The 26,890-nt window shown below is 71.7% G+C and carries 26 protein-coding genes; 17 read left to right on the top strand and 9 right to left on the bottom strand.

What is annotated here, in order from left to right; genetic code table 11:
* Positions 1-400 precede the first annotated feature (400 nt).
* Positions 401-1,132, top strand: coding sequence for a hypothetical protein (locus tag AB0F88_RS11730; RefSeq protein ID WP_362680942.1), 732 nt, complete (start codon positions 401-403; stop codon positions 1,130-1,132).
* A gap of 258 nt (positions 1,133-1,390) precedes the next feature.
* Here AB0F88_RS11730 and AB0F88_RS11725 read toward each other — a convergent pair whose 3' ends face one another.
* On the bottom strand, positions 1,391-1,936 hold the full coding sequence (locus tag AB0F88_RS11725; RefSeq protein ID WP_362680939.1) for a MarR family winged helix-turn-helix transcriptional regulator: 546 nt from the start codon (positions 1,934-1,936) through the stop codon (positions 1,391-1,393).
* 174 nt (positions 1,937-2,110) lie between these two features.
* Between AB0F88_RS11725 and AB0F88_RS11720 the strand changes: the two genes are divergently transcribed.
* A complete protein-coding gene (locus tag AB0F88_RS11720) occupies positions 2,111-3,754 on the top strand; it encodes an LLM class flavin-dependent oxidoreductase (protein WP_362680936.1) in 1,644 nt (547 codons plus the stop codon).
* Between the two features lie 71 nt (positions 3,755-3,825).
* Here the strand turns inward: AB0F88_RS11720 and cydB are convergent, their stop codons facing one another.
* Complete coding sequence (cydB, locus tag AB0F88_RS11715) at positions 3,826-4,776, bottom strand: cytochrome d ubiquinol oxidase subunit II (RefSeq protein WP_362680933.1); 951 nt, start codon at positions 4,774-4,776, stop codon at positions 3,826-3,828.
* An 11-nt stretch (positions 4,777-4,787) separates the two neighbouring features.
* Positions 4,788-6,272: a cytochrome ubiquinol oxidase subunit I gene (locus AB0F88_RS11710; RefSeq protein ID WP_362680930.1), complete on the bottom strand. Its 1,485-nt coding sequence runs from the start codon at positions 6,270-6,272 to the stop codon at positions 4,788-4,790.
* A 541-nt stretch (positions 6,273-6,813) separates the two neighbouring features.
* Here AB0F88_RS11710 and AB0F88_RS11705 point away from each other — a divergent pair.
* Positions 6,814-7,338, top strand: a complete 525-nt coding sequence (locus tag AB0F88_RS11705; RefSeq protein ID WP_362680927.1) for a hypothetical protein — start codon at positions 6,814-6,816, stop codon at positions 7,336-7,338.
* A gap of 196 nt (positions 7,339-7,534) precedes the next feature.
* On the opposite strand, the gene AB0F88_RS11700 is transcribed toward AB0F88_RS11705, so the two are convergent.
* Positions 7,535-8,416: a polysaccharide deacetylase family protein gene (locus AB0F88_RS11700; protein ID WP_362680924.1), complete on the bottom strand. Its 882-nt coding sequence runs from the start codon at positions 8,414-8,416 to the stop codon at positions 7,535-7,537.
* A gap of 366 nt (positions 8,417-8,782) precedes the next feature.
* Here AB0F88_RS11700 and AB0F88_RS11695 point away from each other — a divergent pair, with 366 nt between their 5' ends.
* From AB0F88_RS11695 to AB0F88_RS11655, 9 genes are all read left to right on the top strand, one after another.
* Positions 8,783-9,769, top strand: a complete 987-nt coding sequence (locus AB0F88_RS11695) for an acyl-CoA desaturase (RefSeq protein ID WP_362682463.1) — start codon at positions 8,783-8,785, stop codon at positions 9,767-9,769.
* 159 nt (positions 9,770-9,928) lie between these two features.
* Positions 9,929-10,705: a carbon monoxide dehydrogenase subunit G gene (locus tag AB0F88_RS11690; RefSeq protein ID WP_362680922.1), complete on the top strand. Its 777-nt coding sequence runs from the start codon at positions 9,929-9,931 to the stop codon at positions 10,703-10,705.
* A gap of 220 nt (positions 10,706-10,925) precedes the next feature.
* Positions 10,926-13,715, top strand: coding sequence for a Na+/H+ antiporter subunit A (locus AB0F88_RS11685; protein ID WP_362680919.1), 2,790 nt, complete (start codon positions 10,926-10,928; stop codon positions 13,713-13,715).
* Positions 13,712-14,533 (top strand): Na(+)/H(+) antiporter subunit C, encoded by an 822-nt coding sequence (locus tag AB0F88_RS11680; protein ID WP_362680917.1) that lies wholly within the window; start codon positions 13,712-13,714, stop codon positions 14,531-14,533. The genes AB0F88_RS11685 and AB0F88_RS11680 overlap by 4 nt, the downstream gene beginning before the upstream one ends.
* A gap of 64 nt (positions 14,534-14,597) precedes the next feature.
* Entirely contained in the window at positions 14,598-16,241 is a 1,644-nt protein-coding gene (locus AB0F88_RS11675; protein WP_362680914.1) for a Na+/H+ antiporter subunit D, read from the top strand.
* A gap of 23 nt (positions 16,242-16,264) precedes the next feature.
* Positions 16,265-16,798, top strand: coding sequence for a Na+/H+ antiporter subunit E (locus AB0F88_RS11670; protein ID WP_362680911.1), 534 nt, complete (start codon positions 16,265-16,267; stop codon positions 16,796-16,798).
* Positions 16,799-16,850: 52 nt separating this feature from the next.
* Entirely contained in the window at positions 16,851-17,111 is a 261-nt protein-coding gene (locus AB0F88_RS11665; RefSeq protein WP_362680908.1) for a monovalent cation/H+ antiporter complex subunit F, read from the top strand.
* Entirely contained in the window at positions 17,108-17,437 is a 330-nt protein-coding gene (gene mnhG / locus AB0F88_RS11660; protein WP_362680905.1) for a monovalent cation/H(+) antiporter subunit G, read from the top strand. Before AB0F88_RS11665 ends, mnhG begins: the two co-directional genes overlap by 4 nt.
* 25 nt (positions 17,438-17,462) lie before the next feature.
* Positions 17,463-18,362 (top strand): hypothetical protein, encoded by a 900-nt coding sequence (locus AB0F88_RS11655; protein WP_362680902.1) that lies wholly within the window; start codon positions 17,463-17,465, stop codon positions 18,360-18,362.
* 125 nt (positions 18,363-18,487) lie between these two features.
* Here AB0F88_RS11655 and AB0F88_RS11650 read toward each other — a convergent pair whose 3' ends face one another.
* Positions 18,488-19,465, bottom strand: a complete 978-nt coding sequence (locus AB0F88_RS11650; RefSeq protein WP_362680900.1) for an MBL fold metallo-hydrolase — start codon at positions 19,463-19,465, stop codon at positions 18,488-18,490.
* 216 nt (positions 19,466-19,681) lie between these two features.
* Positions 19,682-20,563 (bottom strand): serine hydrolase, encoded by an 882-nt coding sequence (locus AB0F88_RS11645; protein ID WP_362680897.1) that lies wholly within the window; start codon positions 20,561-20,563, stop codon positions 19,682-19,684.
* A gap of 166 nt (positions 20,564-20,729) precedes the next feature.
* On the opposite strand from AB0F88_RS11645, the gene AB0F88_RS11640 reads away from it, so the two are divergent.
* Positions 20,730-21,728 carry a LysR substrate-binding domain-containing protein gene (locus AB0F88_RS11640; RefSeq protein ID WP_362680894.1) on the top strand — a complete coding sequence of 333 codons (999 nt, stop codon included), beginning with the start codon at positions 20,730-20,732 and terminating at the stop codon, positions 21,726-21,728.
* 48 nt (positions 21,729-21,776) lie between these two features.
* On the opposite strand, the gene AB0F88_RS11635 is transcribed toward AB0F88_RS11640, so the two are convergent.
* Positions 21,777-22,226, bottom strand: coding sequence for a nuclear transport factor 2 family protein (locus tag AB0F88_RS11635; RefSeq protein ID WP_362680891.1), 450 nt, complete (start codon positions 22,224-22,226; stop codon positions 21,777-21,779).
* 58 nt (positions 22,227-22,284) lie between these two features.
* Here AB0F88_RS11635 and AB0F88_RS11630 point away from each other — a divergent pair, with 58 nt between their 5' ends.
* The 4 genes from AB0F88_RS11630 (at position 22,285) to AB0F88_RS11615 (ending at position 25,387) form a co-directional block, all read left to right on the top strand.
* Positions 22,285-23,001, top strand: a complete 717-nt coding sequence (locus AB0F88_RS11630) for a MarR family winged helix-turn-helix transcriptional regulator (protein ID WP_362680888.1) — start codon at positions 22,285-22,287, stop codon at positions 22,999-23,001.
* A gap of 476 nt (positions 23,002-23,477) precedes the next feature.
* Complete coding sequence (locus AB0F88_RS11625) at positions 23,478-23,672, top strand: DUF5999 family protein (RefSeq protein WP_362680885.1); 195 nt, start codon at positions 23,478-23,480, stop codon at positions 23,670-23,672.
* Entirely contained in the window at positions 23,669-24,136 is a 468-nt protein-coding gene (locus AB0F88_RS11620) for an ATP-binding protein (protein ID WP_362680882.1), read from the top strand. Before AB0F88_RS11625 ends, AB0F88_RS11620 begins: the two co-directional genes overlap by 4 nt.
* A 552-nt stretch (positions 24,137-24,688) precedes the next feature.
* Positions 24,689-25,387 carry a DsbA family oxidoreductase gene (locus tag AB0F88_RS11615; protein WP_362680879.1) on the top strand — a complete coding sequence of 233 codons (699 nt, stop codon included), beginning with the start codon at positions 24,689-24,691 and terminating at the stop codon, positions 25,385-25,387.
* Positions 25,388-25,425: 38 nt separating this feature from the next.
* Here AB0F88_RS11615 and AB0F88_RS11610 read toward each other — a convergent pair whose 3' ends face one another.
* Both AB0F88_RS11610 and AB0F88_RS11605 read right to left on the bottom strand, forming a co-directional pair.
* Entirely contained in the window at positions 25,426-26,058 is a 633-nt protein-coding gene (locus tag AB0F88_RS11610; protein WP_362680876.1) for a thymidine kinase, read from the bottom strand.
* A gap of 95 nt (positions 26,059-26,153) precedes the next feature.
* On the bottom strand, positions 26,154-26,792 hold the full coding sequence (locus AB0F88_RS11605) for an SRPBCC family protein (RefSeq protein ID WP_362680873.1): 639 nt from the start codon (positions 26,790-26,792) through the stop codon (positions 26,154-26,156).
* Positions 26,793-26,890: the final 98 nt, after the last annotated feature.

The following is a 26,890-nucleotide window of genomic DNA, read 5'->3' as shown; positions in this document are numbered from 1 at the left end:
CGGTGCCACGTCGGCGGATCCGGTCCGCCGGAGGGCTGTGGGCGAAGGGTGTGGCGCGCATCATTCTTCATAATTACCGAACGTACGGTAAATTGAAGTTGTTCGTCTCGCTCGACCTGGAGGAGGGTCTTTCGTGAGCGGCAAGACCGCAGTCGTGGTGCTGTCCGACCCCTCGACCGGCACCGACGAAGCGCTGGGCCAGGTGTTCGACGCCCTCGCGGCGGCGTGTGTCTGCTGAACCGGCGTGTGAACGACCTCCTCCGCCGGCCCGTTCACGGTCCCTGACCAAGGAGTCGCCGTCACCGGGTCGGCGACGAGCGCGGCGGGATACCGATGAATCCACACCGTTCCAGCAGTCATCGCATCGAAGACCAGCCGACCTAGGATCGTCGACATGATCATGAATTCAGCAAAGAAAGCTGATATCAACTTCTATTTCGACCCCATCTGCCCGTTCGCGTGGATGACGAGCAAGTGGATCCGGATCATTCAGGCGCAGCGCGACTACACCGTCGACTGGCGATTCATCTCACTGCGGCTCATCAACTCGCACATCGACTACGACACCCACTTCCCCGAGGAGTACCACGACCAGCACACCTCGGGCTTGCGACTGCTGCGGGTGGCTTCGGCTGCCAGGGAGAAGCATGGCCGCGAAGCGATCGGCCCGCTCTACGCGGCCTTCGGCGCGCGCATCATGGAGGCCGGACCCGACGAGGGCCGAGCCCCCGGCTGGCGAAGCACCCCCGGCCTCGTCGTCGGCGCCCTCGCCGAAGCCGGCCTGCCGGCCTCGCTCGTCGAGGCACTCGACGACACGACCCGCGACGTCGAGATCCAGGCCGAGTCCGACGAGGCGCTCTCGCTGACGGGCAGGGACGTCGGCACGCCGATCGTGCACTTCGAACCGCCCGAGGGCGTCGCCTTCTTCGGACCGGTGATCAGCCGACTGCCCGACGACGAGCAGGCGGGGGTGCTGTGGGATCACGTCATCGGCCTTGCCCGGTTCCCGGGCTTCGCCGAACTCAAGCGCAGCCTGCGCGAGCGTCCGCAGCTACCGTCATTCGGCGTCACGGTACAGGAGACCGGTAGGACCGAGGACTGGCACGCAGGAAGCCGCAGGCTCAAGAAGTAGCTCAGCCGGAGTGCTCCTTCGCCGGCCGGTCTGATGCAGCCGGCCCCAGACCCTGTGGGGACCGGATGGCGAAGCCGCGATGCACGGTCGACTTCGATGCTCCGAAACACGGTGGCGATGCCCGCCACGCACAGCCGCTGAGCAGGACGTAGAGGATCGCGGCGATCACCACGGTGCCGGGCGGCGGTGAGGTCTCCTGCGAGGGCCTACGCACCGACCCGGTATCCGCGTTCGGCTGGGCGCGGCTCGTTCCGGTGTTCAGCCGCGGGCGGAGCGCCGGGGTTTAGGAGGAGCGCCGTCGGGGTCCAGCTCCTCGACGATCCGGCAGGCGCTGTGCACCGGGTCCAGGGTGTTGGCCCGGACGGCCAGCTTCCGCAGCAGCTCCCGGAACACCGAGCGGTCGGCCGGGTCCAGCGGTGCCAGCACGTGCTCCTCGGCGTGTTCCAGCCGGGACTGCGTGTCGCTCCAGGTCGCCCTGCCCTGCTCGGTGGCGACGACGCGTTTGTTGCGCCGGTCGGCGGGGTCGGGGCGGCGCTCGACCAGGCCGGCCTTCTCCAGGTCGTCGAGCAGGTAGGTCATCACCGTCTTGTCGACGCCGAGGCGCTGTGCCAGCGCGCCCTGGCCGCCGGGCAGCCCTTCGACCGCGGCGACGAGCACCTGGTAGCCGCGCGGGCCACCGGGGAGGTGGCTGACCAGCGCGTTCGCGGTCCTGACGTAGGAGCGGAAGACCACTCCGAGCGTCCAGCCCAGGTCGGTGTCCAGGGCGTCCGGGGTCTCGGCGCCGGAACGTGGGGTTGCGGGCATGCCACGAGATTACCAGGATCAACGGTCAATAAGACCTTCTGTTTGACAATTCATCTGCTTTGCATACGATCTGTCGTGCCGCACCATCGCGGTGCCGCGCGTCCACGCGTCCGGGCAGCCGGACATCGGGGAGGACGCGTGCCACGCAGCCGAGATGACGCACCGAGGAGAGACATGGCCGACTACGGGCACGAGCTGCTGTTCGGGACCTTCCTGACCCCGATGGCCGACCAGGCCGAGAGGGTCGTCGCGCTCGCCCGGCTCACCGACCAGGCCGGTCTGGACCTGGTGACCGTGCAGGATCATCCGTACCAGGCGCGGTTCCTGGACACGTGGACGCTGCTGTCGGTCATCGCGGCCGTCACCTCGACGGTGCGGGTGTCGCCGAACGTGGCGAACCTGCCCCTGCGCCCGCCCGCGGTGCTCGCCCGCAGTGTGGCGACCCTGGACATCCTCAGCGGTGGCCGCGTCGAGCTCGGGCTCGGCGCGGGCGGCTTCCGGGACGCCATCGCCGCCATCGGCGGTCCCAGGCTGACCGCCGCCGAGGGGGTCGACGCGCTGGAGGAGGGCATCCAGGTCATCCGAGCCATATGGGCGGAAGGGGGCGGAACCGTGCGGGTGGACGGCCGCCACCACCGCGTCTGGGGCGCGCACCCCGGTCCGGCGCCCGCCCACGACGTCGGCATCTGGCTGGGGGCCTACAAGAAGCGCATGCTCGACATGACAGGGAGGCTCGCGGACGGCTGGCTGCCCACCCACGCCTACGCCGACCTGGACGCCCTTCCCGCCATGAACGCGATCATCGACGAGGCCGCTCTCGGCGCGGGGCGCTCCCCGGCCGACGTCCGGCGCCTGTACAACATCGCCGGCACCTTCACCGGTTCCGGCCGGGCCTTCCTCCAGGGGCCGGCGAGCGTCTGGGTCGAGCAGCTCGCCGAGCTCACCCTGGAGCAGGGGATGAGCGCCTACATCCTCGCGAGTGACGACCCCGACGACATCCGGCGTTTCGCCGCCGAGGTCGTCCCCGGCGTGCGCGAGCTCGTGGCCGCCGAGCGCGCCGCCTCGAGCGCGCCCGCCGCCGAGGACCGGTCCCGGCCGGCCGGGACGGGCACGCGGGCCGGTGACCGGGGCGCGTCACCGGCCACCGTCACCTCACCGGCCACCTCACCGGCCACCTCACCGGTCACCGTCGCGCCCGCCCGCGACGGAGGCGGGGCCCCCGCGCTGGGGTTCATGCCGACCCCGGACGACGGCACCCGGCTCACCGACGTCCGGGTCTGGGACGAGTCCACCCGTCCCACCGGCCCGGCCCCCGACCCGGCCCGCACCTACACCGCCAGGGAGCAGGCGGCCGGACACCACCTCGTCGAGGTCCACGACCAGCTCCGCCAGGAGCTCGCCGAGGTCCGGCGGCTCGTCGAGGAGGTCACCACCGGGGCGATGGATCCCGGCGTGGCGCGCTCGCACATCAACACGATGACGATGCGCCAGAACAACTGGACGGCCGGGGTGTACTGCGAGTCCTACTGCCGGATCGTCACGACCCACCACACCATCGAGGACCAGAGTCTCTTTCCCCACCTGCGCCGCGCGGACCCCAGGCTGGTGCCCGTCGTCGACCGTCTGGAGCAGGAGCACCACGCCATCCACGAGGTCCTCGAAGGCGTCGACCGGGCGCTGGTCGCCTTCGTCTCGGAACCTGACGGTCACAAGGCCCTGTGGGCCGCCCTGGACCTGCTGACCGACGCGCTCCTGTCGCACCTGTCCTACGAGGAGAGGGAGCTCGTCGAGCCGATCGCCCGGCTCGGCGCGCACTGAGGCGTCCGGCCGAGGCGGCCGGTGCCGAGAGGTTCCGGTACGGAGGCGGCCGGTCGAGGCGGCCTGCGTTCTCAGGACACCTCGGCGACCAGGCGCCTGCGGAAGACCCAGTACGACCAGGCCTGGTAGCCGAGCACGAACGGCAGCGCGATCAGGCCGATCCAGGTCAGCACCCCCAGCGTGTACGGGCCCGAGGCAGCCTCGGCGACGGTGAGGCCGGGGAGCGGGGCGGGCCACAGGGCGCCGAACAGGGCGGCGGCGCCCAGCGCGATGGACGAGGCCGTGGCGGCGAACGCCCAGCCGTCCCGGCCGCGCCAGGTCAGCGCGACCCCGGCGGCCAGGGCGGCCATCGAGGCGAGCGCGCCCGCCCACAGCCACGGGCTGGTCGGCGCCGCCGACCAGGCGCCGACCGCCGTACCCGCGACGGGGATGTGCGACAGGGCCACCACCGCGGCGGGCAGCGCCACCGCGGAGGCGAGCATCGCGGCGCGCCGGGCGCGGGAGCGCACCGGCCCGGTGGTCTTGAGCGCGACGAACACCGCCCCGTGCAGCACGCACACCGAGAGCGAGAACAGCCCGCCGACCAGGGCGGCCGTCGCGCTGTCCCGCAGCAGGTCGGCGAAGACGGCGCCCCACAGGAACGCGGGCAGGGCGCTGCCGGCCAGCACGCCCAGGTCGCACCAGGCGCGGTCGGCGGCGTGCCGGACCTTGCCGCGCCACTCCAGGCCGACGCCGCGCACGATCAGCCCCACGAGGACCAGCACGATCGGCAGGTAGAACTCGCTGAGCATCCCGGCGTACCAGGCGGGGAAGGCGGCGAACATGGCGCCGACCGCGGTGATCAGCCAGACCTCGTTGCCGTCCCAGACCGGGCCGATCGTGCCCAGGACCTGCTTGCGTTCGGCCTCGTTCCTGGCCAGCGCCGGTGCCAGCATGCCCACGCCGAAGTCGAAGCCCTCCAGCACGAAGTAGCCGGTCCACAGGAACGCGATGACCGCGAACCAGAAGGTGGTGAGTTCCATCGTCGTCGCCTTCAGTACATGAGGGTCGGCTGGAGCCGGGCGTCCGCGCTCTCGTCGTCGCGGGAGGGCGGCGTACGGGGAGCGGCGGGGGCGACGGGCTCGGGGCCCGTCTTGACGTGGCGCGTGAGCAGTACCGCCTCGACCAGCGCGAGCGCGCCGTACAGCACCGTGAAGACCGCCAGAGAGACGGCCACCTCGGCCAGGCTGACGCCCGGCGAGACGCTCGCGGCCGTGAGCAGCTCGCCCTGGACGGTCCACGGCTGGCGGCCGATCTCGCTGAGCAGCCAGCCGGAGATCATCGCGATCGTCGGCAGCGGCAGCGCGAGCACGCAGATCCGGGCGAACCAGGCGGGGACCTCTCCCATGACGCGGAGACCGTCGCGGCGCCTGCGGCGGGTCAGCCAGAGGCCGAGCACCGACAGGCCCACCGTGGACAGACCGAAGACGATCATCACGCGGAAGGACCAGAAGACCACCGGGAGGTTGGGCCGGTAGTCGCCGGGGCCGAACCGCTCCTCGTACCGCGCCTGCAGGTCCTCGGTGCCCTGGACCACCGCGTTCGGGTCGTCGGTGGCCAGGAAGCTGAGCAGCATGGGCACCTCCAGCCCGGGGACGGGGGAGAACGGCGCGCCGGCGGTGTCGTGCCGGAGCCCCTCGGCCGAGGCGAGCTTCATGGGCTGCTGCTCGTACAGCAGCTTGGCCGACATGTCGCCGCTGCCCGCGACCAGGGCCCCGGCGATCGCCGTCATCACCAGCGCGGCCCGCATCGGGGTCCGCCAGATGCTCACACCTCGCGGCGCCGGCGCGGTCCCGCCGGTGGCGTCGGCCGTGGCCGTGGCCGTGGCGGTGGAGGTGGAGGCGGAGGCGGTGCGGCGCTCGCGCAGGAGGTGGTAGCCGCAGACCGCCAGCACGAAGCCGCCCGCCACGACGAAGGCTCCCGCGATCACGTGGGGCACCTGGGCGAGCGTGGTGGAGTTGGTGAGCACCGCCCACAGGTCCGTCATCCTGGCCTTGCCGTCGACCACCTCGTACCCGACCGGGTGCTTCATCCAGGCGTTGGCGGCGAGGATGAAGTACGCCGACAGGTTGGACCCGATGACCGCGGCCCAGATCGTGGCCAGGTGGACGCGCCGGGGAAGCCTGTCCCAGCCGAAGATCCACAGGCCGATGAAGGTCGACTCCAGGAAGAACGCGAGCAGCGCCTCCAGCGCCAGCGGGGCGCCGAAGACGTCGCCCACGAAGATCGAGTACTCGCTCCAGTTCATGCCGAACTGGAACTCCTGCACGATGCCGGTCACCACGCCCATCGCGAAGTTGATCAGGAAGAGTTTCCCGAAGAACTTCGTGAGCCGCAGGTAGTGCTCCTTCCCCGTGCGGTACCACGCGGTCTGCAGCCCGGCCACGAAGACGCCGAGCCCGATCGTCAGGGGTACGAACAGGAAGTGGTACACGGTGGTCACCCCGAACTGCCACCGGGCCAGATCTAGCGCTTCCATCGTTCCTTCGCGTTCCCTTCGCGGGCCTGGAGCTCTACAACTTGTAGTTCTACTTCTAGTAGTACTACGGCCTGTAGAGCTATGGGTGGGAGAGGCGCCGCGAGCTACTGCGATCTTCGTCACACGGTCCTCCGGGAGACCGCACTTCTCCGTCGGACCGAGATCGTCTCCGCCGGCTCGCGGCGCCGGCTCTCCCGTGCGCCACCGGGGACCCCCTCCCCGATGTCCCCGCCCGAAGGGACGTCCGTCCCGTCGCGCCGGCGATCCCCGGGCCGCCTCCCCCGGGGCGTGACTCCATGGTGGGCCGGGCACCCCCCGCGAGGCGTCCGCCTCCGGGGTGATTTCCCGGTACGCCGGGCGGCGGACCCGCAACCCCTCCGGTGACCGGGTTGTTCTCCATGCGACCGGGTCAAGCCACTGCAAACGGCTCGCAAGCGCTCCGTAAGGAACGGTATGGGGACCTGCAAGCACCTCCCCATACAAATGAGTCACTCCAGGGGGAAATCGGCAGAGGCCGGTTCGGGGAGGTAAAGGAGAAATCATGATCAAGAGACTTGCCACCGGCCTGCTGGCCACGGCCGCCCTCGGCGCGATCGCGCTCGCCGCGCCCGCCACCGCGCACGCCGCGACCACGGCGGCCCCGGCGGCGGCGACCACCGCCGCGACCGGCTCGTCCGGCTACGACTACAGCGAGAACTGGGGCCACTACTTCTCGTCCAACCACCGGGCCAAGAGCCGCGGCTGGATCGGCGTCGAGTGGGACGACCAGCAGAAGTGGAACCGGGTCGACGTCAAGGGCAAGCTGTACGACCTCGACCACCGCACGTACAAGCAGGGCGGCAAGTGCGCCTACGTGAAGTTCGCCGTCCACCACTTCGGCGACGGCGACAAGTGGTACGACGGCAAGTCCTACAAGTACTGCGGGGCCGGGGGCGCCAAGCACTTCGCCTTCAGCAGGCACAAGGTCGACAGCGTCCGCGTCAAGGTCTGCCAGGTCGGACTGCACAGCTCTTACCCCACCCGGTGCGGCGACTGGGAGTACCTCTACACCGCCGAGAGTGAGTGATCACATATATCCCCGGACGGCCCGTCCCCGCGCAGGGGGCGGGCCGTCCGGCTGTCCGGCCGGGGACTCCCCGCACAGGGGCGGGCCGCCGGTTGGCCGCGGGACTTCCGCACCGGGGGGCCGCCGTCCGGCCGGGGACTCCCGCACAGGGGCGGGCCGCCGTCCGGCCGCGGGACCTCCGCCCGTCGTGGCCGGGTCAGCGGGCCGCCGCCTTCAGGTACGCGTCGAGGTTGCCGATCTCGAAGCCCCGGCGCTTGATCTTCGCGACGAGGATCCTGAAGTCGCGGGCGAGGTTCGGGCGGAAGTGCAGCAGCAGGATGTCGCCGGGGCGGAGCTTCTTGTCGGGCACCTGGTAGGCGATCTTCCCGCCCGGCTGCACGGTCGCGGTCCAGAGCAGGAGCGCGTCGATGCCGCAGGCCTTGGCGGCCCTGCGGGTCAGGGTGTTGTGGTTGCCGAACGGCGGGCGGAACAGCGTGGGCGCGGTGCCGGTGTGCCTGCGGATCAGCTTGGAGATGCCGCAGATCTCGGTTTTCTGCCCCTCGTAGCCGAGCGCCGGGAGGTTCGGGTGGGTCAGCGTGTGGTTCTCGATCGTCGCCCCCGCGTCGCGCAGGTCGCGCACGTACCTCCACTTGCCCGCGCCCAGGAACCTGCCGCCCTGGGCGGTCGGATCGGCCGCGCCCCTGGCCTCCACGGCGTCGCGGGTGACGAAGGCCGCCACCGGGATCCGCTGGTCGCGGACCTGTGCCACGAAGCCGGGATCCTGCTCCCAGCCGTCGTCGATGGTGAGGAAGACGACCTTCCGCCTGGTGGGAATGGAACTGATCACCGGAGGCAGGCCGTCGCCGGGGCGGGGGAACCGGCCCACCTCACCCGGCCTGGGCGTCACCCCGGGGGGCCCGGCCGGTCTCGCCGCCCGGTCGCCCGCGCCGGAGGGGGCCTTCGACGCGTGGGAGGCGCCCGGACCGGGGGTGGCGCCGGCCCCGCCCGTCCCGCCGTCGGGGCTCGTGGCGCACCCTGCGCTCACCGCCAGAGCCGTCGCCGCCGCCGTTCTGATCGTCCAGTATGTCCCCGATGCCATGGGCGACCATCCTGCCAGCAGCCGGGAGTCGACATGGCGGGTCCGAAAGGGGCGGCAGGGCTGACTCCGGCGGCTATCTGGTGATCATCCCGGAATAGTGGCATCTGCCAGGGTAGGGCCAGCACTACCACAAGCTGGGGTGTGAGCGGGGGTTTGGGATTACGGCGGGCACGGAATCCTGGGATGGTCGTCTTGCTTGGCCGACGTCGATTCATGGCGCCACCGGCTGACGTGATCATGTCGAGTGATCCGGCCCATCTGAGGAGAACCGTGACCAACTCAACCGCGATCGATGACGTGGACCCTCCCGTCGTCCCCGAAAACGCCGCCCCCGGAGAAGGAGAGCGGGGCAGTGATTTCGCGCGCCTGTCGCGCCGGATCGCCCAGGCGGGACTGCTCGACCGGCGCCCCGGTTACTACGCCGCGCGGCTCGGCCTGGTCGCGGCGGCCTTCGTCGGTGGCTGGGCCGCCTTCTTCGCCCTCGGTGACTCGTGGTACCAGCTGCTGGTGGCGGTCTTCCTCGCGGTGGTGTTCGCCCAGATCGGGCTGGTCGCCCACGACCTGGCGCATCGCCAGGTCTTCCGCTCCCGCCGCTCCAGCGAGATCGCCGGGCTGGTGGCCGGCAACCTCGCCATCGGCATGAGTTACGGCTGGTGGATGGACAAGCACACCCGCCACCACGCCAACCCCAACCACGAGGACCACGACCCCGACGTCAACCCCGACTTCCTGCTCTGGTCGCGCGAGCAGGCCGCCGCGAGCAAGGGGCTGCCCAGGTTCGTGGGCCGCTGGCAGGCGTTCCTGTTCTTCCCGCTGCTCACCTTCGAGGGGTTCAACCTCCACGTGTCCAGCGTCCGGGCACTGACGCGCCCGGCGATGAAGCACCGGGCCGTGGAGGCGTCGCTGCTCGCCGTGCACGCCGTCCTGTACCTGGGCGCGCTGTTCGCGGTGCTGTCGCCCGGCAAGGCCGTGGTCTTCCTCCTCGTGCACCAGGCGATCTTCGGCGTCTACCTGGGCTGCACCTTCGCCCCCAACCACAAGGGCATGCCGATGCTCAGGGGCGAGGACAAGCTCGACTTCCTCCGGCGCCAGGTGCTGACCTCGCGTAACGTGCGCGGCAACGTGGTCCTGGACGTCGTGCTCGGCGGGCTCAACTACCAGATCGAACACCACCTCTTCCCGAGCATGCCGATGCCCAACCTGCGCCGCGCCCAGCCGATCGTCCGGGCGTACTGCGAGGAGCTGGGGGTCGACTACCTGGAGTCCGGGATCGTCAGCTCGTACGCGCAGGCGCTGCGTCACCTGCACGACGTGGGCGTGCCCCTTCGATCCGGAAGCCCCGTGTCCGGCTGATCCGTGATGTCCCGCCTGTCTCGCGCCGGGCCGGGCCCCGCGTTCCGGGCGCGCCGGAGTCCGGTTCGAGGCACTGGGGCAGCACTGACAAGGGCGGGTCTCGCCGGCGGGCAGATGTTGCTGTTATCCGCCCGCCCGGCGATTGCCTAGGGTGCTGGTGTGAAGCTCGCAGGCAGTGCCGTGCTCGGCATCGACAGAGATCGTGTGTGGTCAGCGCTCCAGAACCCGGCCGTGCTCGTACGCACGATCCCGGGCTGCGAGCGCCTGGAGGAGACGGGGCCGGACACCTACCGGATGACCGTCACCGCGGGGGTGGCCTCCATCAAGGGCGTCTACCAGGGCGAGGTCGCCCTGTCGGAGCCCGAGGCGCCGGAACGGTTCGTGCTCAGGGCCCGGGGCCAGGGCGCCCCCGGCACCGTGGACGCCACCGTGGAGATCCGCCTCAGCGAGGTCGAGGGCGGCACCCGGATCGACTACGACGCCGAGGCCGTGATCGGCGGCATGATCGGCGGGGTCGGTCAGCGCATGCTGGGCTCCGTCGCGAGGAAGACCGCGGGGGAGTTCTTCTCCGCCGTGGAGAGCCACCTCGCCTCGGGGGAGATTCCCGCCGTTCCCGTTCCCGTTCCCGTTCCCGTTCCCGCTTCCGCTTCCGCTTCCGGTTCCGGTTCCGGTTCCGGTTCCGCCTCCGGCGCCCTCACCCGGATCGCGCCGGGCGGCGATCCGTCGCCCGCCGGGCCCGTGGCACTCGCCGAGCCGGGATCGCCGGTCGCGGCCGGCCAGTCCGGACCCGCGCACGTCTTCGAACGCCCGGCCAAGCAGCCCAGGCCCGGGGTCCCCGCCTGGTCGCTTCTCGCCGCGTTCGGGATGGGCGCGGGCGTCGCGCTCGGCAGCGCGGTGATCGGCTGGCTGCTCGGCCGTACCGGCGGGAGGCGGTGACGGCGTTCCCCGGTGTTCCGCGGTGTTTCCCGGTGTTCCGCAGTGTTTCCCGGCGGGAAGCGGCGGGAGACGGTGACCGTGCCCGCCGGTTCGAGGAGCTGATCACGCCCAGGTGAAGAACCGGCGGTGTTCGGGTCAAGCGGCCCGCGTGCTTGACCGGTGAAACGTGTACCTCCCGGCATTTTGGGATACGTCGGCCACGACGGGTGCCCGGGGGGACATGGAGCCGCTGCTGATCCTGCACGCCGTGGCGGCGGTACTCGCCCCGGCACTGGTGCGCCGCTTCGGCCGGGACGCGTTCTTCCCGCTCGCTGTACCGCCCGCCTGCGGGCTCGCCTACACGGTCCGGATCGCCCTGACCGGCGTCCCGGTCGAGTCGCACCATGACTGGGCACCCGCCCTCGGCCTGGGATTGTCCTTCCGCGCCGACGCGCCGGCCGTGCTGATGATGGCGCTGGTCACCGGCGTGGGCGCGCTGGTCGTGCTGTACTGCTCGCGCTACTTCGCCGCCACCGCCGAGGGACTCGGCCGGTTCGCCGGGGTGCTCGTGGCCTTCGCCGGGGCGATGCTCGGCCTGGTGGTCGCCGACGACCTCCTGCTGCTGTACGTGTTCTGGGAGCTGACCACCGTCTTCTCCTACCTGCTGATCGGCCACGACCCCGCGAGCAGGGCCGGCCGCAGGGCCGCGATGGAGGCGCTGACCGTCACCACGTTCGGCGGGCTGGCGATGCTGGGCGGCATGGTCGTGCTCGGCGAGGCCGCGGGAACGTACCGCATCTCGCGGATCGTCGCGGACCCGCCGTCCGGCGGCCTGGTCCCGGTGGCGGTGGTGCTGATCCTGGTCGGCGCGCTGTCGAAGTCTGCGATCTTCCCGTTCAGCATGTGGCTGCCGGCCGCGATGGCCGCGCCGACGCCGGTCTCGGCCTACCTGCACGCCGCGGCGATGGTGAAGGCCGGGGTCTACCTGCTCGCCCGCCTGGGCCCGGCCTTCGGTGACCTCGCCGTGTGGCGCTGGACGGCCGTGCCGCTGGGCCTGCTCACCATGCTGCTCGGCGCCTGGCGGGCACTGCGCGAGTACGACCTCAAGAGGCTGCTCGCCTACGGCACGGTGAGCCAGCTGGGGTTTCTGACCGTGCTGTTCGGCGCGGCCACCCGCGACACCGCGATCGCCGGGGTCGGGATGCTGCTCGCGCACGCGCTGTTCAAGGCGTCCCTCTTCCTGGTCGTCGGTGTCGTCGACCGCTCCACGGGAACCCGTGACCTGCGCGAGCTGAGCGGCCTGCGGCGCTCGGCGCCGTGGTTGTCCGCGACCGCGGCGGGGGCCGCCGTCTCGATGGCGGGCATCCCGCCGTTCCTGGGATTCGTCGGCAAGGAGGCCGCCTTCGAGTCGCTGCTGACCGGGCGGCCCGCCGACACGGCGGTCCTCGCGGGAGTCGTCCTCGGCTCCGCGCTCACCGCCGGTTACAGCGCGCGTTTCCTGTGGGGCGCCTTCGGCGACAAGCCCGGCGGGGAACCGGTGCCGGTGCGCCCCACCGGCGCCGCGACGTTCCTGCCGCCCGCGCTGCTGTCGGTGCTCGGGCTCGCCGCAGCCCCGCTCGCCGGGCGGTACGGCGAGGCGATGGAGGGCTACACCGGCACCTTTCCCGGCCCCGGCCACGGCACCCACCTCGCGCTGTGGAGCGGAGCCCCGGTGCCGCTGCTGCTGTCGGCCGCCGCGCTGGCGGGGGGCGCGCTCCTCTTCCTGGTCAGGGAACCGCTGGCGCAGGTGGGGGCGGCACTGCACATGATGGACTCCGGCCGGGCCTACTGGGCGCTGGTCCGCGGGCTGGGCCGCTTCTCCCTGCAGCTGACCGGCGTCGTCCAGCGCGGCTCGCTGCCCGACTACCTCATGATCGCGTTCGTGTCCCTGGCGGGGGTCGCGGCCTTCTCGCTGCTGTACGGGCCCTCGCCCGACCTGCGTCCGGACGTGGTGCTCTGGGAACGCGTCGAGCAGCCCGTCATCGGCGTGCTCCTCATGGCCACGGCCGCCGTCGTGCTCAGGGTGCGCTCGCACATCGTGCTGGTGCTGGTGGCGGGCCTGACCGGGTACGGCACGGCGCTGCTGTTCCTCGTCCACGGCTCGCCCGACCTGGCCCTGACCCAGTTTCTCGTCGAGACGCTGAGCCTGGTCGTGTTCGTGCTGGTGCTCCGCAGGCTTCCCCTCGGTCCCCGGGAGAACCGGCCCCGGGTGCCGTTCGCCGCGCGATTCGCCCTCGGCGTCGTGAGCGGCACGGTAATGGCCGGGGCGGGGATGCTCGCGATGAACGCGCGGCAGGCGACGCCGGTCGGCACGCTGATGGCCCCGGCCGCCGAGGAGGCGGGGGCCGCCAACATCGTCAGCGCGATCCTGGTCGACGTCAGGGCCTGGGACACCATGGGGGAGACCTCCGTGCTCGTCGTCCTCACCCTCGGCATGACCGGCCTGGTCTTCCTGCGCAGCCGGTCGTACGCGCTGCGGGTCCCGCAGGGCAGGACCGGCGACGACTCCCGGACGTACTGGCTGGCGGCCACCCTGCCACCCGGGCAGCGGGCGGTCATCTTCGAGCTCGTGGCCAGGCTGACCTTCCACACGGTGATGGTGGTCTCGGTCTTCCTGCTGTTCACCGGGCACGGCGCGGTGGGCGGCGGGTTCGCCGGGGGCATGGTGGCCGGTCTCGCGCTGGTCATGCGCTATCTCGCCGGAGGCCGGTACGAGCTGGCCGCCGCCGCGCCGGTCACCGCCGGGGTACTGATCGGCCTGGGGCTCCTGCTGTGCACGGCCACCGCGTTCTGGGGGATGCTGGCCGGCGCCGGGCCGCTGGACATGCTCCCCGCCGACCTGCGCCTCCCGCTCGTCGGCGACCTTCACCTGTCGACCGTGCTGCTGTTCGAAGCCGGGGTCTACATCACGGTGGTCGGCATGGTGCAGGACGTCCTGCGCAGCCTGGGCGCCGAGCTGGACCGGCGGATCGACGAGGGGGAGGACCGGTGACCGCCCCGCTGCTGCCTCTCCTGGTGGCCGGCACGCTCGTGGCCACCGGGGTCACGCTGCTGCTGGAGAGGAGCCTGGTCCGGCTGCTGGCCGGTGTCATCCTGCTCACCAACGGGGTGAACCTGCTGATCCTCACCGCGAGCGGGCCACCGGGAAGGCCGCCGATCCTGGGCACGACCGCGCCGGAGCTGATGGCCGACCCGCTGCCGCAGGCCATGGTGCTCACCGCCATCGTCATCACGCTGGGCGTCACCGCCTTCCTGCTCGCCATGATCCACCGGTCCTGGCAGCTCACCGGTGCCGACGAGGTGCAGGACGACACCGAGGACCGCCGGGTGCGGCTGCGGGCCAGGCGCGGCGAGCTCGGCCAGGAGGTGCTCGAGCGCCAGGAGGCGTACCGGCGGCTGGTCAGGGAGCAGCGCGTCGAGCTCGCCCGCCTGCGGGAGGCCCGCCACGAGCGGGAGCGCAGGGAGACCGCGGAACTGGAGCAGCGGATCCTCGACGTGAACGTCGACCTGGGCCGCTGGCTGCAGGAGCACAAGGACAAGGGACTGTCCGCCGAACGGCTCGCCGAGCGGTTCGCCGAGGCGCGGCGCGCCGAGGACCTCTCCAAGGAGGAGCGGCAGGAACGCGTCCGGGAGATACGCGCCGAGTTCGCCCGCAGGGAGCGGGAGCAGATCGTGCGGGAGCGGCAGATCCGCAGGCGGCTCCACGCCCGCCGTCGCGACGCCCTCCGGCAGATGCGCGCCGCGATCCGCGCCGACCGGGCACGGCAGGCCAGGGCGCAGGACGACACCGACCTGGAGGGGGAGGACTGATGCGGGATCGCGTCCCGCGCCGTGCGGGAGGGAGGTCCGTGGGGGACCGCGGGAGGGGGTGCCGGTGGAGGCGCTGATCCCGGTGCCCGTGGTGCTGCCGCTGCTGGCCGCCGGGCTCAAGCTGGCCATCGGCCGGAAGCTGGTACGGCTCCAGGCGCTCATCAGCGTGGGCACGCTCGCGGTGGTACTGCTCGTGTCGCTGCTCCTGCTGCCGGCCGCCGACCGGCAGGGACCGCTGGTGGCCCATGCCGGAGGCTGGGGCGCGCCGATCGGCATCACGCTCGTCGCCGACAGGCTCTCCACGTTGATGCTGGCGGTCTCCTCCGCGGTGACGCTCTGCGTGATGGTCTACTCGATTTCCCAGTCCCGGGCCGACCAGGAGCACAGGGCCCCGCTGTCGATCTTCCACCCGGCGTATCTGATCATGGTCGCCGGGGTGTCGGACGCCTTCCTCTCGGGTGACCTGTTCAACCTCTTCGTCGGGTTCGAGATGCTGCTCAGCGGCTCCTACGTGCTGCTGACCTTCGGCGGGACAGAGGCCCGCATCCGGGCGGGCGCCACATACACGGTGGTGGGGCTGGCGTCGTCGCTGCTGTTCCTCGTCGCGATCGCGGTCGCCTACGCCGCGACCGGCACCGTGTCGATGGCACAGCTGGCCGAGCGGTTCTCGGTGCTGCCCCAGCACATCAGGCTGCTGGTCGAGCTGACGCTCCTGCTGGTCTTCGTGGTCAAGGCCGCGATCTTCCCGATGTCGGCGTGGCTGCCCGACTCGTACCCGACCGCGCCCGCCCCCGCGACGGCGCTCTTCGCGGGGCTGCTCACCAAGGTCGGCATCTACTCGATCATCCGGCTGGAGGCGCTGCTGTTCCCCGGCGGCCCGGTGAGCGGCCTGCTGATGTGGGCGGCGCTCCTGACCATGCTGGTCGGGGTGTTCGGGGCGGTGGCGCAGACCGACATCAAGCGCATGCTCTCCTTCACCCTGGTCAGCCACATCGGCTACATGGTGTTCGGGGTCGCGCTGTTCACCGTCGCCGGCATGGCGGGCGCCATCTTCTACGTCGCCCACCACATCACCGTGCAGACGAGTCTGTTCCTGGTGACCGGCCTGATCGAGCGCCGTACCGGCACCACCTCCCTGAACCGGCTCGGCGGCCTGGCGGGGGCGGCTCCCGCGATCGCGGTGCTCTTCTTCGTGCCCGCGATGAACCTGGCGGGGATACCGCCGATGTCCGGCTTCCTGGGCAAGCTCGGGCTGCTCCAGGCAGGGGTCGCGGACGGCCGTCCGATGGCCCTGGCCCTGGTCGCGGGAGGGCTGGTGACCAGCCTGCTCACCCTGTACGCGGTGGCCACGACCTGGAACAGGGCCTTCTGGGGGACATCGGCCGCGCCGGCCCCGGAAACGACCGCGGAGGGGGGAGCCGTGCGGGAGGGCGGGGAGGGAGAGCCCGGCGCGGCCGGTACGGAAGGGACAGGCGAGGCGGGAGACGATGAGAGCGGCGCGGGGGACACCGGGGGGATCACCGGTAAGGCCGTCGTCACCGCCGTCACCATGCCGGCGCCGATGCTCGCCGCCACGGCGGCGCTGGTGGTGCTGGCCCTGTCGTACACCGTGCTGGCCGGGCCGCTGTCCGCCCTGGCCGAGCGGGCCGCGGGCGAGCTGCTGGCTCGCGAGCCGTACGTCTCCGCGGTGCTCGGCGGTGAGCGGTGAGGGGGCCGGGCCCGACGATCCCGGTGCCCCGGGTGCTGGGCAGGCCCGTACCGCTGCCGCTGGTGGCCTGGCTCACCGCGATCTGGCTGTTGCTCTGGGGAGACCTCAGCGTGGGCAACGTGCTCGGCGGCCTGCTGGCCGCGCTGGCCGCCGTGTGGTTGCTGCCGCTGCCGGTCGAGGATTCCGGGATCCGGCTCCACCCCGTCGGGATCCTCCTGTTCGTCGTCCGCTTCGCGGGGGACCTGGCGGCCTCCAGCTTCCGGGTCGCCTTCTGGGCGCTGCGCCCGGGCGCGCCGCCCCCGGTCCAGATCGTCGAGGTCAGGCTGCACTCCTCGTCGGAGACGATGGCCGTGCTGATGACGGTGGCGCTGTCGGCGCTGCCGGGCAGCCTGGTGCTGGAGGCGAACGTGCGGCGGAGGCTGCTGGTGCTCCACGTGCTCGGCATCCCGGGTGACGCGCCGACCGTCACCCGGGTCACCCGCGAGGACGTGACGCGGCTGGAGAGCCGCATCGTGGCCGCCTTCGGCACCCGCGCCGACCGGGAGGAGCTGCGATGACGGTGATCTGTGAGGGGGCCACGATGACGGGGGCGTGTGAGGGGGAGCCGCGATGACGGTGACATACCTGACCGTTCTGGTGCTGCTCGCCGCCGCCGCGGTGATGACGCTCTACCGCCTGGTCCGCGGCCCCACGATGCTGGACCGGGCCGTCGCGCTGGACGTGCTCACCGCCGTCGTCATGTGCGCGATCGGCGCGGAGGCGGCGACGTACCGGGAGTACTCGGCGATGCCCCTGCTGCTGGCGCTGTCCCTGCTGGGATTCGTCGGCTCGGTCTCGCTGGCGAGGTTCTTCGCGGGACGTGCCCGGTGACCGTGCTGGATGTGGCCGCCGGCGCGTGCCTGCTGCTGGGGGCGGGCCTGGCGTTCGCGGCCGGGGTGGGGATGGTCCGGTTTCCCGGCACCCTGTCTCGCATGCACGCGGCGACCAAACCCCAGGTGCTCGGCCTCCAGCTCGTCCTGCTCGCCATGTGGCTGCGCCACCCCCGCTGGGCGATCGCCGGCACGCTGCTGCTGATCGCCGTCTACCAGGTGGTGACGGTGGCGGTGGCCGCCTACATGGTGGGAAGGGCGGCGTATCTCGCCGAGTCGCCACGGGACGACGGCACGGCCGTACCGCCCGGTGACGCTCGCGCCTAAGGATCTCCCGGCGTACCGTGTCGGTATGCGTGATGCACGTGCGGAGGACGCCAGGACCGAGGCCAGACGACTGATCCGCGATCTGCTGGGCGAGGAGCGGCCGGACGCCGCCCTGCTGCTGAGCGAGGCGAAGGCGGCGCTGGGCGCCGACCGCGTCGCGCGTGCCGTCGAGCTCGCACGTGGCGCCCCCCTCACCCGCAGATCCACCGAACTCGCCGCCCTGGCCGGTCTGCTGGTCGGCACCCGCGAACTCGGGAAGGAGTGGTGGCGGCAGGAGCGCGGTGGCAAGCTGCCCGCGCCCGACGAGGTGCTCCAGACCTCCACGGCGATCGAACCGTGGACCGATCTGACCGTCCTGGAGATGCTCGCCGCCTGGATCGCCGACGACGCGGCCGACGAGGCCTGGGGGCGTCCGGCCGCGGTCACCGACCTCAACTCCTGGCAGGCCGAGGACCGGGTCGAGCTGCCCAAGGACGCGCACCCCGGCCGGCGGGTCGTGGTCTCCTTCGACGCGGGCGGCCGTCTCGACGCGGTGGTCGTGCGCCGCGCCGACGACGAGCTCGGTTCCAACCTCGACTTCGACTCCCTCCGCTACTCCCGTCCCGCCGAGGCCCAGTGGAGCTGGGGCGTCGCCGCCGGGCTCGGCCCCCACCGGCTGGACGAGCACCCCGACCCGTACGGGCAACCGGTCGACGCCGAGGCCGCCGCGACCCTGCACGCCTGGGCGTTGCGACACGGCGCCTCCACCGAGCAGGCCGGTGAGGTGTGGCGCGTCAAGGGCGACGTCGTCGCCTCCATCGAACGGATCGACTGGATGTGGCGCAGCGGCGAGTGGTTCGCCTGGTGGCGCGGGGTGTCCGCCCTGATCGACGGCGAGCCCGAGCAGCTGGCCGCCCGCCTTGAGGAGATCGCCTCCGTTCCCTAGCGCGCCCGGTGAGCACGGACCGTCAGCGCGCCCCGTGAGCACGGGTCGTCAGCGTGTCCCGTGAGCGCGGGTCGTCAGCGTGTCCCGTGAGCGCGGGCCGTCGGCAGGGACCGGCGGCGCGGGCGTCAGCCGAAGGTGTGCGGTGTCAGATAGTCCGGGATCACGACCTTCGTCCCGGGGCTGACCCTGCGCACCGCCGCGACGAACCCGGCGAGGCTCTTCCTCGACTTCTCGTCGGCCTGCGGCGGGTTCCGCAGTGCCACCTCGAAGTTGTCCCAGTGCACCGGGACGACCACGCGGGGCATGTCCAGGGCCCGCAGGAGGCGCGGCACGTAGTCGTACGTGGACGACGAGGAGGTGGTGGGGATCATCGCGACGTCCGGGGCGAGACCGGTGAGGTTGCGCTCGACGAAGTCACTGCCGCCCATGAAGAAAACCGACGGACCGCCCTTGATCTTCACCTGGAACGCCAGGGTGTCGCCCTCGGGCAGCTCGGAGATGTTCTCCGGCTTACGCTCAGGCCGGGTCAGCCGGACCCCGGGGAAGACCATGGAGTAGTCGGCGTTGCGGCTGTGCAGCGACGCCACCACCTCGACGACGTAGTCGCCGAAGTCCAGGACCTCCCCGCCCTTCACCGGGCTGAGCAGGTTGCTCTTCACGTCGAACGCCAGCGCCAGGTTGCACGTGGTGGCGGTGCCGACCACCCGTGCCCCGGTCGACGTCGCGATGTGCGGGACGTCGTTGAAGTGGTCCCAGTGCGCGTGCGTCACCAGCACCACCTTCGGCGTGCCCGCGTGCTTGCCGACCGCCTCGGCGTCGACCTCCAGCCGCGTGGTGGGCTTGAACGCGCCCGCCGCCAGGCCGGTGTCGAACCGCGTCACGTACGGGTCGACGAGGAACGTCGACGACCCCACGTCCACGCGCCAGCCCGACGTGCCGAGCCAGCGGAACGTCGCGGCGGTCTTCCCCCCGCCCGGACGCGCCGCCGCCCTGGTGGGCGACGGGGACAGGAGATCTCCGGCCGCCGGTGCCAGCGCGGCCCCCGCCAGCGCTGCCCCCGCCGTCGCGGTGCGAAGGAAACCTCTTCGATCGAATCGGGACATGTCTCTCCCTCGGTGCGGATGAACGCACGGTCGTCACCGGTCACCCGGGTGACGACCGCCGGCCGCGTGCGGCCCGCTGAGGACCCAACCACCACGAGGCCGTCCACGTCCAAGATCCTCGACCGTCGTCTCCGATAGGCGAACGCGTATCAGAGCAGCTGGGGCGGGAACCGGACGGCGTGCGGGAAGCGGAACCCGCCCGCCGAGTGGGGGAGATCACTCGGCCCGCAGCGCGTCGACGGCGGCCCGCGCGGCCTGGCCGATCGCCAGGTCGACGTCGATGCGCCGGGTGGGCAGCTGCCCGGCCCGGGTGAACACCGCCACCGCGTAGCCCTCGCCGGAGGGATACTCGACGACTCCGGCCTCCATGTGCAGGCCGGGCAGCGTCCCCGTCTTGGCGGCCACCCGCGTCCCCGGCGGGAAGCCAGAGGCGATCCGCGTCCAGAAGATCTGCCGCGTCATGTAGTCGCGGACGGCCGCGCACGCCTCCGGCGGCCCGGCCTCGTCCCGCCAGATCAGCCCGAGCAGCCGGGTCATGTCGCGCGCCGTGCCGGAGGTCGTGTGATCGGGATCGAGGACCCGCAGCGCCCGTACCCGCTCGGGGGGCAGCGTCGGGAAGATCCGCGCGAACTCGGCGTCGTCCCGCGCCCCCACGTCCGCGAGCATCGACTCCAGCAGCTGCCTGGGCCCGCCGACCACGCGGGTGCGCGCCAGCCCCAGTTCCGCCGCCAGCATCCGCACGGTGTCCAGGCCGATCCTCCGCATCAGCAGGTCGGCGGCGGTGTTGTCGCTGACCTGCATGGCGAAGTGGGCGAGATCGCGCAGTGACATCTCCACGTCGTCCGCGCATCCGGCGGTCCCCCATCCGCCGAGCCTGTCCTCCGCCGCCACGAGGACGCGCTCGGCCGGGTCGAGCTGACCGGCCGCCGCCTGACGGGCGAACTCCAGGACCAGGAGCACCTTGAAGATCGAGGCGATCACGACCTGTTCGTCGGCGCGTACGGCGATCTCGCGGCCCCCGGCGACGTCCAGCGCGTGCAGGTGCCCCTCCACCCCGGCGGCCGCGAAGATTCCCGCTATCCGTTCCTCTGCCGACATGCCCGCAACGCTATCCAGCCCCGCCGCCGGATCGTGACGCGCCGCCGGGTCGCGGCGCGCCACCGGATCATGCCGTACCTCCGGATCGCGGTGCGCCAACGGATCGCGGCGTGCCGCGGGCCTGTGACGTGCCGCGGGTCCGCGGACGATCGCCTATCGTGACGCCGTGGACCTTTCCCGGCATCTGCGGCATTTCATCGTCGTCGCCGAAGAACTGCACTTCGGCCGCGCCGCGGAGGTGCTGGGCATCGCGCAGCCGCCGCTCAGCCAGTCGATCCAGAGGCTGGAGCGCGAGCTCGGTGCCGAGCTGTTCGACCGCTCGCGACGGCAGATCGAGCTCACGATGGCGGGCCGGCTCCTCGTCGAGGAGGCCAGGCGGTTCCTGGCCGGTGAGGAGCGCCTGCGGGCGATGATGCGCCAGGCCGGTGACGGTGAGCTGGGAACCCTCCGGGTCGGGGTACCCCCGGAGATCCCGGCCGTGACGCTGCACGCCCTGCTGCGGCATGTCGCCGAGGAGACTCCGGGGCTACGGCTGGAGCTCCACGAGCTCACCATTCCGGAACAGCTGCGCCGGCTGACCTCCGCCCAGCTCGACGCGGGCCTCGTGCACCACCCCGTCGACGTTCCCGGCCTGCGGTCCGGGCCCGTCGTGGAGATCCCGCTGGGCGTGGTGCTGCCCCGCACCTCCCCCCTGGCGCAGGCACGGCCGCAACCGCGGACGGGGTCACGGCCGTGGGAGGTCGCGCTGGCCGACCTCGCCGGGCACGACCTCGTCGTCTTCCCGCGCGAGACCTCCCCGGCGTGGTACGACCGCATGCTCGACGTCTGCCGCGCGGGGGGTTTCTCGCCCGCACGCCTCCAGCACGCCCGCAACCCGGAGTTCCTGCTGGGGCTCGTGCTGGCGGGGCACGGGGTGGCGTTCGAACAGGAGGCGATGGCCCGCAGGGAGCCTCGGCTGGCCTGGCGCCCCCTGGCCGGCGCCCCTCTCCTGAGAGGGATCTGTGTCGCCTGGCCGGAGCGGTCGGCCCACCCCGCGGCCGCCGGGTTCGCCGCCCTGGCGGCCGGGATCCTCGCCCAGGACGTCACCGCAGGGACGCCGCGGGCGGCACCCGGGACGTCCCCGTCGCCCGCCCCCCGCCCCTGGTCCGTCGTCTACGCCCCGTAGCGCCCCTGGTCCGTCGGTCCCCTCCGCCGGTCGCATCCGGTCCTCCCTCTAGACCGCCCGCGGCGGACCTGGGACGGCGACCTCGTCGATCTCGGCCAGTCCGGCGGCGAGGAGCGCCGCCGCGAGGCCGTTGTCATAGCGGGCGATACCGGCGATCTTCGAGTTCCGTACGGTGAACAGGGTCGCCACGGTCGTCGCGTCGCCGAGAGCCCCGGTGCCGGGGTCGTGCCAGCGGGCCGTCTGCTCGGCCACCAGGTGGGGGAGCCGGACGAAGAGGCGCCGCGAGGTGAGCCGGATGCCCGAGTCCGCGACCCACCGGCGCAGGACGTCCACCCCGTGAGCGGTGCCGCGTGGTCCGGTGATCGCGACATCCTCGGCGGCCATCCCCGCGGCCTCGGCCACGGCCTGCCGGTTGACCGCCTCCTCGAATCGCGTGACCAGGGAGATCGCTTCGTTCACTCGTTCGGTATCGGGAGCGCTGCCATCAAGTGCGTGCATTTTGCACACGTTACATGTGCGATTTGCACACATCAAGGGCGAGTGCGATGCTGCGCCCATGCGGACCACCGGTGACCAGGCACACGACCGGGAGTCGTCCGGTCCCGAGACCGTTCCCAAGGTCGGCCCCAAGACCGGACCTGAGACCGGACCTGAGGCCGGTCCCGGGTCCGGCTCCGTGGTCGACCCCGCGGCGCCTCTCGTGCCCGGTGCGTCCTCCGGCCCGGGGGCGGTCCCCGCCCTTTCCGGAGGTCGCCTCCCCGTCGCGGAGCAGGCGGGACCCGCGCTGTTCGCGCTGATCCGTTACTGGTCGCGGCGCTGGCCCCAGGGGGTCGCCGGCGACGGCGCCGAGGGCGGGCACGTCTCGCGGGTCGTGGTCGTCGACATCATCGGCGGAAGGGGCGGAGGCGGCGGAGGCGGCGAGAGCGGTGGCGGGGCCGGAGGCGCCGGTGTGACGGGCGGTGGCGGTGGCGGTGGGCGTACCGGCGTGCGGGCCGTCGCCGACGCCCTGGGGGTGGACCGCTCCGTGGCCAGCCGCATGGTCGCCGACGCGGTCGCCGCAGGGCTGGTACGGCGCGGCACGATGGAACGCGACGCCCGCCACGCAGACCTGGCGCTGACCGCGTCCGGCCACGAACTCCTCGCAGCCGCCCGCCGCTGGCAGAACGACACGTTCGACGCCTTCACCGCGCACTGGCCCGCCGAGGATCGCGAGACCTTCGCCTCGCTCCTCGTCCGTTTCGCCGCCGATGCCACCGCGCCACGCCGGGAGTGACCCGGGCTTTCGGGGGCCTCTTCGTCATCGCCCGTTTTACCTGATGCGGCGAGAACCAATACCGCAAAAAATGCTCTACCAGGACAAGACCATGGCTCTATCGACGCTCAACACATACGGGTGTAAACACAGATGAAACAACACATAAATGGCATAAATCAACACCGCGTTCGCTCGGGGGAGCCTGGCAGAAGATTTCGCGTCACGTGCAGGTCATCGAACGGGTGGATGTGGTCGCCGACGACGGGTTTCCGGCCATCGCTGGAACCGTTCGCCACCGATCGCGCTGGGATGTACGCGGGCGCGGGGGCGCGTGAACAGACGTCGCCGGAAGCGGAAGCGAGTCGAATCCATCGCGTTCGGCAAGGAAGACCGGTCCCGTCGTCGACGGGCCGGGGGCGAGCCGGTGAGGACGATCATTCGCTCGGGGTTCCGCGAGGTTCCCCTCCGTAGCCAATCAAGATCGGAGTAGTACCGTGTGTCAGCACCTGCCCGCCTGTCCGGCAGCGTACGCCCTCGATCATGAGGCGGCTCGTCTCGTGGTCTCTCACCCCGAGCAGGGATGGGGGCTGCTCTGCAACGGTGTGGTGGTCTTCGAGGACACCGGGGAAATCCTGCCCGACGGGCGTGTCGTTCCCGCCCACCGCGCTCCCTGCGGGAGGGCGGCATGAGACCGTTCGTCGCTCTCGCCCTTACCCTCTCCCTCTGCGCGATCGCCGTTCCGCTCCCGCGCCCATCTGCCAGGAGGGCGTCCTGGCCACTCCCGCCCATCCCGGCCTCGGTGCCCAGAGCCCGGCGGCTGATCTGCGGGCAGCTGGCCGAGTGGGGGATCGGCGAGCAGGGCGAGATCGCCCGGCTGCTCGTCAGCGAGCTCGTCACCAACGCGTTGCGCCACGCGTGGGGACCGATCCGGCTCGCCGTCTCCTACCAGGAGGGAATGCTGCGGTGCGAGGTGGACGACGCCAATCCCGCCCTTCCCTACGTGCGTGACGCCCACGAGGACGACGAGGGAGGGCGCGGGTTGTATCTGCTCGACCTGCTCTCCGCCCGGTGGGGCAGCGAACGCACGTCCCTGGGGAAGGTCAGCTGGTTCGAGCTGGCCATCCACCCGCGTTTTAACGGCACCGCGGCCTGAGAAGGCCGGGGGACCTTCCGGCGACCCGGCTCACCGACCACCACAGGGGCGACCGGCTACCAAACCACCACAGGAAAGCCTCTCCTCACCGAGGGCAGAGAGGATACGGGGGACGTAGAAGACATGGACCATCCGCGCCGTCCGGACGGCGGCACATCACAGGAATCGGCAGGCCAGGCCCGCACGCGCACCCGAAAGGAGTTCCGGACGATGCGCCGGACACGAATCCGCAAGCGCTCACGACGTCGCGACCGGGACATGCTGGACCTGCGGAGCCCGTCGGGAAGGCCGCTGCCGTACTGACCCCCGCCGCCGGGCGTGAACACCCCGCCCGGCGGCGGGCGCGGTCCCCGCGGCCTCCGGTTTTCCCGTTCGCTCCCGTCGCCGTCGCCGTCGCCGTCGCCGTCGCCGGTCAGCGCCGGTCGGCGCGGGTCGGGTGGCTCTCGCCGGGGTGCCACATGTCCGTGTTCGTTCCCGCGTCCGTCCCCGTGTTCGCGGACGGCGGGCCGGGCCCGTGGAATCAGCGGGTCCCGGTACCGGTTGCAGCGTGGTGTGAAGGTTGAAATCTACTCAGACGTCGTCTGCCCATGGTGCTACATCGGCCACACCCGCTTCGCCCGCGCCGTGGAGCGCTACCGGGCCAAGGGCGGTGAGGTGGAGGTCGAGTTCAGGCCGTTCCAGCTCATGCCGGACGCGAAGTCCAACGGTGAGCTCACGCTCACATGGGCCGCGACGAGGTTCGGCGGGGCCGAACAGGCCGCGCAGATGTTCGGCAGGGTCACCGAAGTCGCCGCCGAGGACGGGCTGGTGCTGGACTTCGACCACTCGATCCAGGCCAACACCTTCGACGCGCACCGTCTCATCCAGCTCGCCGGAGAGCAGGGCAGGGGTGAGGAAGCGCTCCAGGCCCTCTTCCGCGCCCACTTCACCGACGGCCTCGACGTCGGCTCCCGCGAGGTCCTCGCCGGACTGGCCCGCGAGCTCGGCGTGCAGGCAGACCTGGACGGGGAGGACGGCGCGGCGGCGGTGAAGGAGGAGCTGGCCCAGGCCCGCGCCCTCGGTGTCAGCTCGGTGCCGCTGTTCCTCTTCGAGGGCCAGTTCGCCGTCTCCGGCGCCCAGCCCGAGGACACCCTGCTCGCCGCCCTCGAAGAGGTCGCCGAGCGCACCGGCCAGTCGCCGGCCGCCAGGGCCGTCAAGGCCGCCACGAACGGCGGCGACGCCTGTGACGACGAGGGCCACTGCGCCGTCTGACACCGCCGGGCGGGGCGTCCCCCCGCCCGGCGCAGGGCTCAGCCGGTCAGGCCGAGCTCCCCGGAGCGGTAGTGGCGGCGGCAGAGCACCTGGTAGCGGATCGGGTCGGCGCCCGTGTCGCCGATGACGACCTGCTCGCCGGTACGGACCATCCTGCCGCCGACCACCCGGGCGTTCAGGCGCCCGGGGCGCCCGCACCAGCACAGGACCTCGACCTGCAGGCGGCTGATCTCGTCGGCCAGCTCGAACAGCCGCTGGGTGGCGGGGAACATCTGCGAGCGGAAGTCCGAGGCCAGGCCGAAGGCGTAGACGTCGATGCCGTAGCCGTCGGTGAGGTCGGCGAGCTGCTCGATCTGGGCGACCGTGTAGAAGCACGCCTCGTCGCAGATGACGTAGTCGATGGGTTCGTGCGCGCGGACCAGGGCCACCAGGTCGAGGTCGTCGACGACCTCGATGGCCTCGCTGCCCAGGCCGATCCGGCTGGTGACCTGCGGGGCGCCCGAGCGGTCGTGCTTGGTGAGCACCAGGCCACGCCTGCCCTGGCGGCCGTGGTTGTAGTTCATCTGCAGGGCCAGCGTGGACTTGCCGCAGTCCATCGGGCCGAAGTAGAAGCGCAGCACTCCGTCCCGGGAACCGGCGGGAACGGCGGAGAGGGCAGACAATTCGGTCACGGGGGGCCAGCCTAGTACTCCGGCCGCGTTCCACGATCTCCACCCCTGACCGTCGGTTCGTCGCCCTCACCAGCCGCCGAGCGTACGGGATCGGTTCAGAGCTCGCCGCTCTCGATCGCCGCCTTGAGACCCGCCTGCGTCGCCTGGTGGGAGGAGACGCCGTTCGTCACGGTGAAGTCGATGAGCAGGATGCTCGCCTCGAAGGTGAGATGCTCGGTGACGCGCGTCCGCCCGTCGCCCAGGTCCTCGAAGACGATCTTCTGGTGCGTGACGACGTTCGGCAGCGTCCAGGTGTCGGTCTCGTAGTAGAGCTCGTCGCGGTGGATGCGCTGCTGCGCGTGCGTGTTGGAGGTGACGGGCAGCCCGGCGACCGGGATGTCCTCCACGGCCGTGAAGTTGACGTAGCGCGTTCCGGCGTCGGTCCAGTCCGCGTGGGTGACGACCCGCTTCAGGAACGAGTGCATGCCCAGGTGGTTGTTGATGTTCGAGTAGGCGTCGAACACGTGCTGCACCGGCGCGTTGATCTCGATGGAGATGTCGCGCTTGGCCTGGCTCCGTCCCGTTATCGGGAGGGGGGCGGTGAGGCACTCGTAGAACCGGTAGGTGTCCCACGCGATCTGCCACCGCGCGGCGAGCACGGGGTCGGTGTCGGCCCGGGCGGGGGTCGAGAACACGCTGAGAAGGAGGACGGCGGCGGACAGCGGGGCCACGAGGAGCCGGAGAAGCTTCGTCACAGATACCTCTGAAAACCAGATGAGAGTGGTGAATGTCTTCTATCTCATCCGAGTCCCGTTTTACCGCGCCGAGCATGGATCGTGATCTTCATGTTTCG

This window comes from Streptosporangium sp. NPDC023963, from assembly GCF_040639135.1.
GTDB lineage: Bacteria > Actinomycetota > Actinomycetes > Streptosporangiales > Streptosporangiaceae > Streptosporangium.
This window is presented reverse-complemented; position numbering and strand designations above follow the sequence as displayed.